Origin of the sequence: Lacticaseibacillus daqingensis (genome assembly GCF_003946115.1) — a bacterium.
Lineage (GTDB): Bacteria > Bacillota > Bacilli > Lactobacillales > Lactobacillaceae > Lacticaseibacillus > Lacticaseibacillus daqingensis.
Window position 1 is genome coordinate 68689 of record NZ_RHOH01000004.1, and the last position, 15109, is coordinate 83797.

Below are 15109 nucleotides of genomic sequence, written 5' to 3' on the forward strand. Positions count from 1 at the left end.
CTTTTTAGTCATGCGGTGCGTCCATAATGTTCAGCCGCACGCGCTTGGTATATGGTGACTTGACGGCATAGACAATGGTGCGGATCGCCTGGGCGACCCGGCCGCCTTTGCCGATGACCCGCCCGACATCGTCAGGGGCCACCGTCAGGTCAAAAGCCATGTAATCCGCCGTTTCATGCGGCGTGATCACCACGGCCTCGGGGTGTGTGACAAGTGGTGCCACGATTGCTTGAATCAGTGCCGCAATGTCCACGGGAACCCCTATTTCTTAGCGAAGCGTGCTTCGTGATACTTCTGCATGATGCCCTTGCTGGAAAGCAAGTTGCGCACGGTATCGGAAGGCTGAGCGCCCTTTTGAAGCCATGCCAAGATATCATCTTCGTCCAGCTTCAAGTCAACTGGTTCGGTTAATGGGTTGTAGTAACCGACGGATTCGATAAACCGGCCGTCACGTGGGGAGCGAGAGTCCGCAATCACGATACGGTAGAAAGGCTTACGCTTGGAACCCATCCGCTTCAAACGAATTTTAACTGCCATTAAGTCCACCTCCTGTAAATTTCTCAACTTCAATATAATAGCAAAGCTTGTCGGGCGTGTAAAGAGTTTTTTCTTTACAACCGATATTTTTCGTTGTCTTAGTGTGGTCGCGCCAACCACGACCACCAGGCCAACGCGCTGAGAAAGAGGAACGCCCAGCCTAGGCCAAACCACAGGATCGTCACGTGAGCCAGCCGCACCAGCGTCTCCCCTGGCAACAGCACTTGCAAGACGGTGTTCAGCACGCCGAGGGGGAGCAATCCCTGACTGGCCTGGTTCACACGGTGGGCCACTTCATGCGCGCGACTTAACTCGTGCGCATTCAGCGCCCGCAACGGCTGGCCCGGGAAAAAGTCGGGGTGGCCGACCGCCCACCACCGCTCACCCAGGATAATGGCGGCCACCACGCCGAGGCCGAGCCAAAAGTCCCAGCCCACTTGGGGGCTGAGGCGAATGCCGTGCGCGGTGCTGCGGCCCAGCGTCTCAAGCGCCACCCAGGTCCCCATCAGCGCCAACCCAAAACGACTGCTCTGATACCAGATGTACTGTTTCATGGGGGTCACTCCTTTGCCCATCGCATTTGATAGGCTCAGTGAACCGCATCATTCAGCGCTTGTCAAAGAAGCTGTTTGGCGCACAAAAAGGCGCGGGAAGCCGCGCCTTTTTCGCCTTAAGACTTGAACCGCTTCATGTTCTTGAGGCGCTTTTTCTTGTTCTTCTTTTGCTTGCGGACCATGTTGTTCATGGCCATCTTGCCCAACTTGCCCTGGATGCCGCCGCCCATCAGGCCCTCCATCCCCGAAAAGTTGCCCTTGTACATCTGGCTCATCATCTGCTTGGACTGGTTGAACTGCTTGATCATGCGGTTGACTTCGACGATCGGCCGCCCGGAGCCGGCCGCGATGCGGCGCCGGCGACTCGGGTTGAGCAGGTCTGGGTCTTCCCGTTCCGCCGGAGTCATCGAGTAGACGATCGCCTTTTGGTGCGCAACGTCCTTGGGGTCGACGTGGAAGTTTTTCATCGCCGGGTTGTTGGCCAGACCGGGGATCATCTTCATGATGTCGTCAAAGGAGCCCATGTTGGACACTTGGTCCATCTGATCGAGAAAGTCGTTGAAGTCGAAGGTGTTCTCCTTGATCTTCTCGGCCACTTCCAGCGCCTGCTTCTCGTCGAAGTTCTTTTGCGCCTTATCGATCAGCGTGAGCATGTCACCCATGCCCAGGATGCGGTTGGCCATGCGGTCCGGGTAGAAGACGTCCAAGGCGTCCATCTTTTCGCCCTGCCCGATGAACTTGATCGGCTTGCCGGTCACCTGACGGATCGACAGCGCGGCCCCACCACGGGTGTCACCATCCAGCTTGGTCAAAACGACCCCGGTCAAGTCAAGCCGTTCGTTGAATCCTGCGGCCACTTCGGTCGCGGCCTGCCCGGTCATGGAATCGACCACGAGGAGGATTTCGTCCGGGTTAGCGATGGCCTTAATGTCGGCGAGCTCAGTCATCAGCTTCTCGTCGATCTGCAACCGCCCGGCGGTATCGATGATGACGTAATCATTGTGCTGCAGGTCCGCCTGAGCCAGCCCTTGGCGCACGATGTCGCGTGGATCCACCTCGGTGCCGAGTTCAAAGACAGGCACGCCAACGGACGCCCCGACGACTTGCAACTGGTCGATCGCGGCTGGCCGGTAAACATCGGCCGCGATCAACAGCGGCCGCGCCTTCTCGTTGTCGATCAGGTACTTGGATAGCTTGCCGACCGTGGTGGTTTTCCCGGCCCCTTGCAGCCCGACCATCATGATGACGGTTGGAATGTGCGGCGACTTGTTCAGCGGCACCGCCGCCTCACCCATCGTGGCGATCAGCTCATCGTTAACGATCTTGATGATCTGCTGGCCCGGGGTCAGGCTGTCGAGGACTTCCGCGCCTAATGCCTTCTCGCGCACCGCCTTGATGAACGTCTTGACCACGCCAAAGTTGACGTCGGCTTCCAGCAGCGCCAGGCGAATCTCGCGCATGGTGTCGCGCACATCGGCCTCGGTGACTTTCCCCTTGCGACGCAGGCCCGCAAAGGCCTTTTGCAATCGTTCTGATAATCCTTCAAATGCCATGGTGTTCCTCCTCTAATCCACGCCTAGCGGGCCGCTTGATCCGCGACTCGGGTCAACAGCGTGCTCAGCTTTGTATCCTTTGGGTACGCCGTGTGCACGTACCGCACCAGCTGGTCGACCGCCTGGTTTTGCGCCTGGTAGTTCGCCAGCAGGTGCAGCTTCGCCTCGTACTCTTCAAGGCTCGCTTCGGTGCGGCGGATGTTGTCGTACACCGCCTGCCGCGAAACGTCGAACTCCGTGGCAATTTCGCCCAGCGAGTAGTCGTCGCCGTAGTACAACGCCAGATAGCTGTGCTGTTTTTCCGTCAAAAGCGCGCCGTAAAATTCAAACAGCGAGTTCATCCGGTTATTCTTATCGATTTCCATGATGACCGTCCTTCATATTGTCCTTCCACTAGAATACCGGTACGCAGCCGGCGCGTCAATGCAACTTGCGGCCGACCGCCGCGTTTCTGTGGCGGCCTTCACAAAAACGATGTGTTACGCTTACAATCGTGTTAAAATGGGGATGCAATGAATTGGAGGGACAACTATGGTAGCAACGATTCTGTATTGGGGTGTCGTCCTCGCCTTGCTCGGCTGGGCCGCCTGGAACATTCTTTTCTCTGTCATCTACGTGCACAACCACGAAAACGGTAACCTGTGGTTCTTCGCGATCCTGAATACGCTGGGCCTGATCGCAGCGGTGATCTTTGCCGTTGTCATGTCGAACACCGCCTGGCAGAAGTACTGGTTCGTTGACTCGGTCACGAACGGGCCGCTCATGTTCTACATCATCATCGGTTACGCAGTCATGATCGTCTTGCAGCTGATCCTCGGCCGCGAGAAGAAGTCTGCCGCCGCATAAGCACCGCCAAGCCCGACTGCGTGTCGGGCTTTTCTTTTGCCTCAAGTTAAATACCAAACAGCCCACAAGTGCGCTTGTGGGCTGTTTGGTAAAGTCTCTAGTTGGCAACTGCGCGGCGCTAATCCTCCGCCGGTGCGTCGATCAGCCCCTTAAAGAGGCCGTAAACGAACTTGTTCGGGTCAAAGGCCTGCAAGTCGTCCATGCCTTCGCCCAACCCGACCATCTTGACCGGGACGTGGAGCTCGTTGCGAATCGCCAACACGATGCCACCCTTGCCGGAGCCGTCGAGCTTGGTCAGCACGATCCCTGTGATCTGGGTCGTCTGGTTGAACTCCTTGGCCTGGCTCAGCGCATTTTGGCCCGTTGTGGCGTCCAGCACCAACAGCACCTCCTGTGGGGCATCCGGCAGCTCCCGGACAATGACGCGGCGGATCTTGTCGAGCTCCTTCATCAGGTTCACCTTGTTTTGCAGGCGGCCCGCGGTGTCGACCAGCAGGACATCGACCTGCTCAGCCTTGGCGCGCTGCACGGCATCATACACCACGGCGGCCGGGTCGCCCCCGGCTTCGGTGGCCACCACCGGCACGCCATCGCGGCGGCCCCATTCTTGGAGCTGCTCGATGGCGCCGGCGCGGAAGGTGTCCCCGGCAGCCAACAGGACCGACTTGCCTTCTTCTTTAAGCTGGTGTGCGAGTTTGCCGATGGTGGTGGTTTTACCCGCACCGTTCACACCGACGAACAGGAAAATGGTCGGCCCGCTTTCGGCGTAATGCAGGGTGTTGTCCTCGCTGGCCCCGGCCTCGCCATAAAGGTCGACCAGCTTCGCAACGATGACCTGGGCCACCTCTGCGGGCTTCTTGGCGTTTTGAAGCTTCACCGATTCCCGCAGCTCGTCTGACAGGCGCACGGCGGTTTCGTACCCGACATCCGCGCCGATCAGCATTTCCTCCAAGTCGTCGAAAAAGTCCTCGTCCACCGTGCGGAAATTGGCAAACAGCGCATTGAGCTTGTCGCCAAAGGTGCTGCGGCTTTTTTCCAGGCCGGCGTCGTATTTGTCGACAACGGCGGGTTCTGCCTCACCGCCGCCAAAGGCTTTTTTGATTCGATCGAATAATCCCATAACTTCCTCCTTCGGGGCTAGGCCGGCGTCGCATCTTGGGTCAGCTGATCCAGCGACACGGCTACCATCTTGGACACCCCGGACTCCTGCATGGTGACCCCATAGAGCATGTTGGCCGCCAGCATCGTGCCACGCCGGTGCGTGATCACGATGAATTGCGTGTCCGAGCTGTAGTGCTTCAGGAACTCCCCGAAGCGGTTCACATTCACTTCATCCAGACTGGCCTCGACCTCATCGAGGATCGAGAACGGCACCGGCCGCACCTGCAGGATCGCAAACAGTAGCACGATGGCCGTCAAAGCGCGCTCGCCCCCGGACAGCAGCGACAGGCGCTGAAGCTTTTTGCCAGGCGGCTGCGCCGAGATCTCCAAGCCGGTGTTGAGCAGGTCGCTCGGGTCCGTCAGCGACAGATGCGCCGCGCCACCGCCAAACATCTTCGGAAAGATGTCGGTGAAGGCCGCGTTGGTCGCGTCAAACATTTCCTTGAAGCGGCCTTTGACCTCCTCGTCCAGCTCTCCCATGGTCGCCAAAAGCTGCTGCTTGGCGTCCAGCAGGTCGGCCTGCTGCTTGGTCAAAAAGTCGTAGCGTTCCTTGACGTTCTCGTATTCCGTGATCGCATTCGGATTGACCGGCCCCAACTCATCGATGCCCCGCTTCAGCAGCTTCAGCTGCGCGCGCAGCATTGGGAGGTCCGCTGCCTTGGCGGTGGTGGCGGCCAGCGCCGCCTCGTAGGTCAGTTGGTAGGTCTCGGCCAACGTGGCCAGCCGGTTTTCCAGGTTGATCTTAATGCGATTCAGGCTGACACTTTGCTGTTCGGAGTCCGCCATCGCCTGGTGCTGCTGGGTGTAGGTGGTGGTGATCTGCGCAGACACCTGACTCAGCTCGCCGCGGTTGGCAGCCTTAGTTTTGGTCAGCTGGTCCAGCCGCTGGCGGAGCTGCTTGGTGCTGGCCTCAAGCGTCGCGATCGTTTGGGCACGGTCTTTTTTGTCGGTTTCGTTTTCGGCTGCGGCCTGGGTGATCTTCTCGATCCGGTCGGTCAGCTTGGCCACCGCCTGACGGCTCGTGGCAGCAGTTTCCTGCCACTGCTTGAGCTGCGTGGCGGTGGTGCTCTGGTCGTGCTTGGCCACCGCCTGTTCGGTTTGCAGCCGACTCATGGTCGCCTGCGTCACCTCGGCCGCCTGACTCGCCTGCGCCAAAGCGGCCTTGGTCGAATCGATCAGCGCCTGCTGAGTGGCGAGCTCGGCGTCGATTTGGTCGGCCTGCGTGCTCAGCGTGGCGATCGTGCCGGCGAAGTCGTGGCCCCCGTCAACTGACAACTGCAACGCTTTTTGCTGGCGCTGCAGTTGGGTCAATGCGTCTAACTGGGCGTTATGTTGGGCCTGTTGGGCCGCCAAAGTCGCTTGAGCTTGTTGCCATTGCTCCCGCGCCGTCGTGGCCGCCTGCTGCGCCGCCGTCAGCGCCGCCTGCAAGTCGGTCACCTTCGTCTGCTGCGTGGCTAGCGCCGTGGTCATCTGACGCAAGCGGGCGTGCAACTGGGTCACTTCCTGCGTGCGCGCCAGCGGGGACACGCCGGTCTTCTTGGTTTGCCCCCCCGTCATCGCCCCGCCTGGCGTGAGGATGTCACCATCCAGCGTCACGATGCGGTAGCGGTGGCTGGATAGGTTCGCCAAGCGAATGCCCGCGTCCAGCGTCTCCGCCACGATCAGGCTACCCAGCAGGTTGCGCATCACCGTGCCCACTTCTTCGCGGAAGCGCACGAGGTCAGCCCCCACCCCGACGTACCCGGGTTGGTCGGCCAAGTCACGCAGTACATTGTCCGGGAGCGACCGCGGGCGGACCACCGCAGTGGGCAAAAACGTGGCACGCCCGGCGCGCGTCTGCTTAAGGTAACTGATGGCCTGCTTGGCCGCCTGCTCGGTGGTGGTCACCACCGCCTGCAGGTTGCCGCCCAGCGCCACGTCCATCGCCTGCTGGTACTCGGCAGGCACCGACAGCAGTTCCGCCACGGCCCCAATGACCCCTGGCAGCTGCGCCTTGTTTTTCAGCACCGCCCGCACGCCGGTGTAAAACCCGGCGTAGTCGTCTTTGAGCTCCTGCAGGGTCTCGTAGCGCGACTTGGCGCGCTGGTACAGGGTGCTTGCCTCATTCAGTCGCTGGTTGGCATCCGCATAGGCCGCCTGCGCCGCGGTTGCGGTTGCGGTCGCTTGCTCGTGGGCCTGCTTGGCCGCCGCTTCTGCCGTGGTCAGTTGCGCCAATGTGGTGTCCAGCGTCGTGACGTCTTCCTGCTGCGCGGTCACGCGCTGCGTCAGCTCACGGATGCGCCGGTGTTCCGCCTCGTTTTGGGAGGCCGCGACCTGCTGATCCTTCTTGGCTGCGTTGAGCTGGTTCTTGGTGTCCGCCTGCTGCCGGAGCAGGTCGATATACGCCGTTTGCGCCGCCTCAAGCTGGCGGTTCAGCTCTGCCGGGGTCTTGGCCCCCGCATCGAGGTTGGCCAGCTGCGCCGCCAAGTCACGGAGCTGCTTGGCCTGTTGGGTCTGCTGGGCCTTGAGCGCCTTAATGTGCGTTTCGGCCTCTTCACCACTCGCCACAGCGGTTTCGCGCTGCGTTTGAAGCTCACTCAGCGTGGCTTGCGCGTTATTGACGCGCTCGGTGGAGAGATTGGCCTCCCCGGTCAGGTTTTCCAGGCGCATCGACTCGGACAGGAGCTGATCGTTGACCCGGTTCAGCTGCGTTTCAAAGTCTTGGTCCTTGGCCGTGAGCGCCTCGGATTTCTCCTCCAGGTGCGCCGCCTGCGCGGTCAGTGCCGTCACCGTCTGCTTGGTCACTTGCGCCTGCTTGCGGGTGGCGTCCTGTTCTTCAGCTAGCGCTGCGATTTCCAGCGCCAGGATACTTTTGTGAATGCGCGTGTAGTCGGCCGTCTGGCGTTCGTAGTCGCGGGCCACCGAGGCCTGCTCGGCCAGCGGTGTGACCTGGTGGTGCAGCTCGGTGATGATGTCATTGACCCGGTCCAGGTTGTCGTCGGTTTCCTTCAGCTCGCGCTCGGCCTTTTGCTTTTGCTGTTTGTACTTCAAGACGCCGGCGGCTTCTTCCAAGATGCCGCGCCGGTCTTCCGGCTTGGAGTTAAAAATCGCCTCCACGCGCCCTTGCGAGATGAACGAGAAGGATTCCTTCCCCAAGCCCGAGTCCATGAACAAATCGACGATGTCCTTGAGGCGCACCGCCTGGTTGTTGATGAGAAAATCGGACTCGCCATCACGATAAAGCCGGCGACACACCGTGACTGTCGCCGGCTGATCGTGCAGGTACCCGTCTGAGTTATCAAACGTCATCGCCACTTCCGCGCGATTGAGCGGGGGCCGCGCCGCAGTGCCGGCAAAGATGACATCGCCCATCTTCTCGCCGCGCAGGCTCTTGGCGCTTTGCTCGCCAAGCGTCCAGCGGATGGCCTCGGTGATGTTGCTCTTGCCGCTTCCGTTTGGCCCGACAATGCCGGTCAGCCCGGACACAAAGGCGATTTCGGTTTTATCCGCAAAGGATTTGAAGCCGTTGATTGTGAGGTGTGTTAATTGCATAGGCGCTCACTCACTCCGTCCCGGCCTGCAGCCGAGTCAGTGCATCGGCCGCAGCCGCCTGCTCCGCCGCTTTTTTATTCTTGCCGATACCCGAACCGAGGACCTGGCCGTCAACGGTCACGTCCACTTGGAACTGCCGGTCGTGCGCCGGCCCCACTTCGGACATCAGGTGATAGGCGATGAGCACCTCACCGTTTTGCTGCACATACTCCTGCAACGCCGTCTTGTGATCCATGTTCGCCGCGAATTGGCCCGCCGCGATCTTGGGAAAAATCACCTGTTCGGCAAAGCGAATGTTGGCCTCACGCCCCTGATCCAGGTACAAGGCCCCGTTGAAGGCCTCAAACAGGTCCTCCAGCAGCGTCTTGCGCTGCCGTGCACCGGCATTTTCCTCACCCTTGCCCAGCTTGACGTACTGGTCAAAATGGGCCTCTTGCGAAAAAGCAGAGAAGCTCTTCGTTTGGACGATCGCTGCCCGCATCCGGGTCAGCTTGCCTTCGGGTAGGTCAGGAAAGTGACGGTACAAGTAATCGGACACGGTCAGCTCAAGCACCGCATCCCCCAGGAACTCAAGCCGCTCGTTATCGCGCAAGCCGAGCTCCTTGTGCTCGTTCACATATGAGGAGTGAGTGAAGGCTTCGTCAAGCAGGCTGAGGTCATGAAACTCGATGCCGTAACGATGCCGCAGTTCACTCACGAATTCTGATGCAACCATTGTGATTCCCCCTCCGTGCGCTGGGCGCACTATTCCTAACCATTATACAAGTCAACTGCCACAATTACCACCAACTGGGCGATTCTCGGGTGCTGAGACACGCCTGATGGCAACAAAAAAGCACCCGCTGAGCGGATGCTTTTTCACCGAGCAGATTACTTGGCGCGGCTTGCGCTGGTAACCTGGATATCTTGCCATTGCGTGCCATCGGAGCCGTACGCAATGTTGAAGTTCTTGACACGGTTGTTGACCGGCGTAACCGCCATGCGGTACTGCAGCGGCACAACGTACGCTTCGTCAAGCATGTAATCCTGCCATGCCTTGAAGGCCTTGACACGGTGTGCCGTGTTCAGGGAAGCTTGAGAATCGATATCGTTCAACAGCTTGGTGTTTTCAGCTGTCACGAAACGCGCCATGTTGTAAGGTGCTTCTTCAGAGTACAGGTCAGCAGGTGAAGGTTCGGAAGACAGACCCCATGCCGCCTGGAAGACGTCGATGTCCTTGCTGTCTTTTTCAACCTTGTCGTAGAAGTTGTTGTAGTCGAGCAGACGACCAGAGGTCAACTTAACGCGCAGGCCGATCTTCTTCCATTGCTGGATGTAGTCTTGGGCGATCGCTTCAGCAGCGTCGCTCCCGGCCATGGAGGCGAAGTTGATGGTCAGCTTCTTGCCGTCTGGGTCGGTCCGGTAGCCGTCCTTGCCCTTCTTGTAACCCGCCTTGTCAAGCAAGCTGTTAGCCTTCTTGATGTTCAGCGTGTAACCCTTGGCATCGGAGTGGAATTCACCGAAGATCGGTGGGATCAGGGTCGTTGCGGTGGTCCGCAGGCCGCCTGGGTAGAACTTCGCGTTGATGTCATCGTTGTTCAGCGCGTAGGCCATCGCCTGACGCAGGGACTTGTTGTTCATCTTCGCGTTCTTGTCCAACACGTTGACGGACTTGTCGTTGTCAAACTTCCCGACCTTGAAGGCCAAGTAGGTGTAAGACAGCTCTTCCTTGCCCAGGTTTGTGTAACCGCTGATCTTCTTCCAGTTGTCGTACGTGGCAGTTGGCATTTCAAGCGCCAAGTCGTACTTGTGGTTCTTCAAAGCGGCCGCGATGGAGGAGGAGGAAACCACTTCTGCGGTGACCTTGTCCAGCTTTGGCACACCCTTGTAGTAGTACTTGTTCGGGGTGTATTCAACCGACTGACCCGCAACAATCTTGCTCATCACGAATGGGCCAAAGAACAGTGGCGTCTTCAGGATCTTGTCGCTGGCGGCCATGTCCTTGAACGGCACGTCCTTCAGGTAGTGGTAAGGTGCAGCGGATTCGAGGAAGTAGCCGTTCCCGGACTGGGTGAAGGAAGGCTTCATTTCCTTGAAGTGAAGCACAGCAGTCTTCCCATCAGGGCCATCTGGCATTTCAAACCCGGAAATCGAGTCGGACTTGCCATCGTGGTATTCCGTCAACCCTTCAAGGTTTTGCAAAGCCCCGGTGTAACGTTGGGTTTCGGAATCCTTGTTGGCCACCTGTTCGTAAGCGAACAGATAGTCTTGCGCGGTCACAGGTTCGCCATCGGACCACTTGACGTTGTCCTTGATCTTAACGGTCGCGGTCTTCGCATCGTTGTCAAACGTGATCGTTGCCGCCCCGTCCTTGGTGAACTTGAACGAGCCGTCGGTGGAGAACAGCGATTCAGCGGCTGGAGACATGAAGTCCGCGTCCGTCTGGTCATCGTAGTATTGCTCGCTCCAGATCCCCTTGATCGGTGAATCCGTCACAACCGCCACATTCAAGGTGCCACCCTTAATGGCTGCCTTGCTGCTCTTGTACGCGGTCGAGAAGCTGACGCTCTTCGCCGTGCTTGAATCGGTGTTGTTACTTGTGCTCTTACCACCGCAGGCAACCAGCAGGATGCTCAGTGCAGCGGTAAGGGTCACATATCCAAATGCGGATTTCTTCTTCATGAAGTTTCCCCCTTAAATATAGCCAACCCTCAACGGTCCAGAAATCGAAACTGTTGAACGCTTTCTGTGAACAAAATGATAGCTTAATTAAAAACTATTGTCAACGCTAATTTTCACAATTTTTACTCATTTTGCTCATAATTCGTTCAACAGCTCATTATACGCGCCAGCGAGCCGCGCCGTCACGTCATGTCCATCGACATGCGTTAACGGCGAGCCACCTGGGCTCGCCGCTAAAGTATGCCGCGCATCCTCAGATGCGCCGCAGACAATTCTAATGTATGGATCACCCACGCCGCTGACGGGAATCCGCCGCGCGCTTCAGGGCTTGGCCGACAAAGTTGATCGACATGGACAGCACCAGCAGTAAGAGTGCGGCCGGTAACCAGACCCACCACCGGTCGATGATAATTTCCGGTTGCGTCGCGTACCCGATCAACGTCCCCAGCGATGGCGTGCCGTTGGGCAGGCCAAAGCCCAGGAAGGCTAACCCAGACTCGATCCCGATCGAGCTGGCCACGGTCAGGGTCAGGTCGGTGATGATGATCGAGGAGATGTTCGGCAAAACGCCCCCGAACATGATCTTCAGATTTGACGTCCCAGACGTCTTAGAGGCCATGACGTAATCACGCCGTCCCTGTGACAGGACCTGGGAGCGAATCAGCCGGGTCGTGGCCGTCCAGGAGAAGATGGTCATAATAAGGACCAGCTTGACCCCGTTGTAGTTCGGCACGATCGACACCAGCACGATGATGATCAGCATGGACGGTAAAACCATCCAAAAGTCCACGACGCGCATGATGATGTTGTCGATCCAGCCCCCGAAGTAGCCGGAGACGGTGCCCAAGAAAATCCCGATGATTTCGTTCAGCAGGGCCACCGAGACCCCGATCCCAATCGAGTTCCGTGCCGCCATCACAAGGTATGGCAGGAGATCACGGCCCCCTTCATCGGTCCCCAGCACGAAGCCGTTGACGCCTGGTGCCAAGTAGCGGTTCATGATGTCCACTTCGGCAATCGTGTCGTGGTTCAAAAACGCCGCCCAGATGACACAGCCCAGCATGATGACCACTGCCAAGACGAAGGAGACGATGGCCACCTTGTCCTTCAAGAATTCGCGCAGGATCACCCGAAAGGCGGATGGCGATGGTTTGATTTCAGCGGTGGCCGCTGTCACGACAACCTGGTTTGCTTCTTTATTATCCATGGTCATTTCCTCCTTTCACTACTCAACGCGAATGCGCGGATCCACAATGCTCATGATGATATCCGAGAGCAGGTTCCCCAGCAGGGTCAAGAACCCAAACAAGAGCGTCAGTGCCGTGATAACCGAGTAGTCACGCGTCCCAATCGATGAGATGAACAGTTGGCCCATCCCTTGGTAGGAGAAAATGGTTTCCACGTAGATCGACCCGCCCAGCAGGCCGGTGATGGAGTTCCCCATGAACGCGGCGATCGGCAGCAAGGAGTTGCGCAGGATGTGCTTGGAGAAGACCACGCGTTCCGGCACCCCTTTAGAGCGTGCGGTGCGCACGAAGTCTTCGTTCGTGTTGTCGATGACCCCTGCCCGCAGGTACTGAATGGTCCCTGAGGTGGAGAGCAAACCGGCGGTCAGCCCTGGCAGCAAGATGTGCTGGAAGCGGCTCAGCCAGTATGCTGGCGTGCCCGCGTCCACGTTCAAGGACACATACCCTGAGGTCGGGAACCAGTCCAGAATGTACCCGAAAATCAGCAGTGAGAACAACAGGAAGACGAAGCTCGGCACAGCCAGCAGAATGAACGTGTACACCTGGATCGCCTTATCGCGGTTACTGTCTTCAAATCGCCCAGCGATCACACCCAGCGGGATCGAGATGGCATAGGAGATGACCAGCGTGAACAGCGCCAGCCAGAAGGTGTTGACCGCGCGGTCCCCGATCAGCCCAGTGACCGGCCGACGGTACGCGTAGCTGTTCCCCAGGTCGCCTTGGAACAAGTTGCCGACCCAGCGGAAGTACTGCGTCCACCACGGATCATTCAACCCGGCCGCCGCGCGCAATGCGTCCAGCTGCTTCGGGTCCGTTTGCGGGGTGATCATCCCGGTGAATGGATCCCCTGGCATCATCTTCGCCAGAACGAAGACTAAGACACTCAGCAGGATCAGCTGCGGGATCATCACCAAAAATCGTCTCAGAATGGTTTTCCACATAGTCTACGCCTCCCCGTCTTTCTTCAGCTCTGGCAGTGCCGCCCAGTGTGACTGGCTGATCTGTTGCAGGTCGTAGACACGGCCGTTCTGGTCGTAGTAGCGGTTCTCTTCATCACGGAACTCCGCTTCAATGGCCTTGCGGTGTTCGCGGTTCGCCTCACGGTCCGCCGGCTTAACGTCGGGGATCGCAGACAGCAGTCGCTTGGTGTAGATGTGACGTGGATCATTGTAAATGTCGGCTTTGCTCCCGATCTCGACGAAACGCCCGCGGTGCATGATCGACATTTCCTTACACATGTGCTTCACGACCCCTAAATCATGGGAGATGAACAGGTAAGAAATGTTGTACTCCTGCTGGATACGCTTCATGAAGTTCAGCACCTGCGCCTGAACGGACAGGTCCAGCGCGGACACGGGTTCATCGGCGATGATCAGCTTGGGGTTCGTGGCGACCGCACGGGCCACCCCGATCCGCTGACGCTGCCCACCGGAGAATTCATGGGGGTACTTGTACATCGCATCAGATGGCATGCCGACGATATCCAAGAGCTCCTGCACGCGCTTGCGCTCCTCAGTCGGGGTCAGGTTTGAAAAGTTCCGGATCGGTTCCGCAATGATGTCTTCAATTCGCTTGCGGGGATTCAGACTGGACAAGGAGTCCTGGAAAATCATCTGAACGTCTTTGTTGTACTTCAGGCGCTTGCGGTTGCTGGCCTTGGTAATGTCTTCGCCCTTGTAGAAAATGTGCCCAGACGTGACGGGTTCCAAGCCAACGATGGCCTTCCCGATGGTGGACTTCCCGGACCCGGATTCCCCGATCAGCCCGTAAGTCTCGCCTTCTTCAATGTCAAAATTAACCCCGTCAACCGCCAGCACGTGGTCGGTGACACGGTTCCAGAACCCGCTTCGGATCGGGTAGTGGATCTTTAGATCTCTGATTTCAATTAATGCCATATGCTACCCCTCCGACTGTGTGGCGTCTTCATCCTGGAAGTGGAACGTCTTGTAGCAGGTGCACTGGACAAAATGGTCCGGCCCTACTTCATGCATAGTCGGGGTCGCCTCGTGCGCCGTTTCAGGCACCCAAGGGATACGCTCGGCAAACCGGCACCCCGTCATCTGCATATTCTTCAAGGATGGCACAACGCCCTGGATCACGTGCAACTCATCATCATCGGCGTCCGCCTGAGGCATCGACCGGAGCAAGCTACGCGTATAAGGGTGGGTCGGGTGGGCAAAGACGTCCTGAGCCGTCCCCAGTTCAACCATCTGCCCAGCGTACATGACCGCGACCCGGTCCGCCGTTTCGGCCACGACACCCAGATCATGGGTAATCAAAATAATACCAGAATGCGTTTCTTTTTGGATGTCACGCAACAGGTCCAGGATCTGCGCCTGAATCGTCACATCCAGCGCCGTGGTCGGTTCATCGGCAATGATGATCGGAGGCTTGCAGGCAATCGCGATCGCGATCACGATACGCTGCCGCATCCCACCAGAAAGTTCGTGCGGATACTGCCGGAAGGTGCGCTGAGGATTCGGAATGCCGACTTGCGCCAGCAGCTCCAGTACGCGCGCATCGCGTTGTTCCTTGGTCATCTTGGTGTGATAAACCAAGGTTTCGGCGATTTGATCGCCGATGCGCATCAGCGGGTTCAACGCCGCCAATGGGTCCTGGAAAATCATCCCGATATCGTTGCCGCGAATCCGGTTGTAAATCGGCTCGTTCAAGCCAACCAAGTTCAGGTTGTTGTACAAGATGTCGCCTGTGACCTTCGTGTTCAACGGATTGTGCAACCCGATGATACTAGTGGCCAGCGTACTTTTGCCCGACCCGGATTCCCCAACGATTGCGAGAATTTCGTCTTTCCTCAATGTCAGATTAACATCGTCGACCGCATCATAAAAATCGTCGCCGACTCGAAATGCCGTGTGCAGATGCTGAATATCTAAAAGCAGATCTTCTGGTTTTTCCACATAGACTCCCCCTTTGCTGACTCCGAATCGCGGAACAAAACTCGAAGATGAGAGCAAGATTAGACTTCAAATGAATTTATGGTTCATTATATAAAAGAGTC

At 58.1% G+C, this 15109-nt stretch carries 14 protein-coding genes; 1 reads left to right on the forward strand and 13 read right to left on the reverse strand.

The features are described from left to right. Window positions 1–4: 4 nt before the first annotated feature. The 5 genes from EKM88_RS06480 to EKM88_RS06500 all read right to left on the reverse strand — a co-directional run bounded on the left by EKM88_RS06480 (window position 5) and on the right by EKM88_RS06500 (window position 3009). Window positions 5–253 carry a KH domain-containing protein gene (locus EKM88_RS06480; protein WP_125704380.1) on the reverse strand — a complete coding sequence of 83 codons (249 nt, stop codon included), beginning with the start codon at window positions 251–253 and terminating at the stop codon, window positions 5–7. Between the two features lie 8 nt (window positions 254–261). After that, window positions 262–537, reverse strand: a complete 276-nt coding sequence (rpsP, locus tag EKM88_RS06485) for a 30S ribosomal protein S16 (RefSeq protein ID WP_125704382.1) — start codon at window positions 535–537, stop codon at window positions 262–264. Window positions 538–635: 98 nt separating this feature from the next. Further along, on the reverse strand, window positions 636–1091 hold the full coding sequence (locus tag EKM88_RS06490) for a hypothetical protein (protein WP_125704384.1): 456 nt from the start codon (window positions 1089–1091) through the stop codon (window positions 636–638). A 116-nt stretch (window positions 1092–1207) separates the two neighbouring features. After that, window positions 1208–2644 carry a signal recognition particle protein gene (ffh, locus tag EKM88_RS06495; protein WP_125704386.1) on the reverse strand — a complete coding sequence of 479 codons (1437 nt, stop codon included), beginning with the start codon at window positions 2642–2644 and terminating at the stop codon, window positions 1208–1210. Between the two features lie 23 nt (window positions 2645–2667). Continuing rightward, window positions 2668–3009, reverse strand: coding sequence for a putative DNA-binding protein (locus EKM88_RS06500; protein ID WP_125704388.1), 342 nt, complete (start codon window positions 3007–3009; stop codon window positions 2668–2670). Window positions 3010–3175: 166 nt separating this feature from the next. Between EKM88_RS06500 and EKM88_RS06505 the strand changes: the two genes are divergently transcribed. Then, a complete protein-coding gene (locus EKM88_RS06505; RefSeq protein WP_125704390.1) occupies window positions 3176–3490 on the forward strand; it encodes a hypothetical protein in 315 nt (104 codons plus the stop codon). Between the two features lie 118 nt (window positions 3491–3608). On the opposite strand, the gene ftsY is transcribed toward EKM88_RS06505, so the two are convergent. The 8 genes from ftsY to EKM88_RS06545 form a co-directional block, all read right to left on the reverse strand. Further along, window positions 3609–4610: a signal recognition particle-docking protein FtsY gene (gene ftsY, locus EKM88_RS06510; RefSeq protein WP_125704391.1), complete on the reverse strand. Its 1002-nt coding sequence runs from the start codon at window positions 4608–4610 to the stop codon at window positions 3609–3611. 17 nt (window positions 4611–4627) lie between these two features. Then, on the reverse strand, window positions 4628–8182 hold the full coding sequence (smc, locus tag EKM88_RS06515; RefSeq protein ID WP_125704394.1) for a chromosome segregation protein SMC: 3555 nt from the start codon (window positions 8180–8182) through the stop codon (window positions 4628–4630). A 10-nt stretch (window positions 8183–8192) separates the two neighbouring features. Further along, complete coding sequence (gene rnc / locus EKM88_RS06520) at window positions 8193–8897, reverse strand: ribonuclease III (protein WP_125704396.1); 705 nt, start codon at window positions 8895–8897, stop codon at window positions 8193–8195. Window positions 8898–9052: 155 nt separating this feature from the next. Further along, window positions 9053–10843, reverse strand: coding sequence for an oligopeptide ABC transporter substrate-binding protein (locus EKM88_RS06525; RefSeq protein ID WP_125704398.1), 1791 nt, complete (start codon window positions 10841–10843; stop codon window positions 9053–9055). 286 nt (window positions 10844–11129) lie between these two features. Then, window positions 11130–12050: an ABC transporter permease gene (locus EKM88_RS06530; RefSeq protein ID WP_125704401.1), complete on the reverse strand. Its 921-nt coding sequence runs from the start codon at window positions 12048–12050 to the stop codon at window positions 11130–11132. A gap of 18 nt (window positions 12051–12068) precedes the next feature. After that, a complete protein-coding gene (opp4B, locus tag EKM88_RS06535; RefSeq protein WP_125704403.1) occupies window positions 12069–13031 on the reverse strand; it encodes an oligopeptide ABC transporter permease in 963 nt (320 codons plus the stop codon). Between the two features lie 3 nt (window positions 13032–13034). Then, the gene (locus EKM88_RS06540) at window positions 13035–13985 is read right to left on the reverse strand and encodes an ABC transporter ATP-binding protein (protein WP_125704405.1); all 951 of its coding nucleotides are present in this window, start codon (window positions 13983–13985) and stop codon (window positions 13035–13037) included. Window positions 13986–13988: 3 nt separating this feature from the next. Continuing rightward, window positions 13989–15008 carry an ABC transporter ATP-binding protein gene (locus EKM88_RS06545; RefSeq protein WP_125704407.1) on the reverse strand — a complete coding sequence of 340 codons (1020 nt, stop codon included), beginning with the start codon at window positions 15006–15008 and terminating at the stop codon, window positions 13989–13991. Window positions 15009–15109 lie beyond the last annotated feature (101 nt).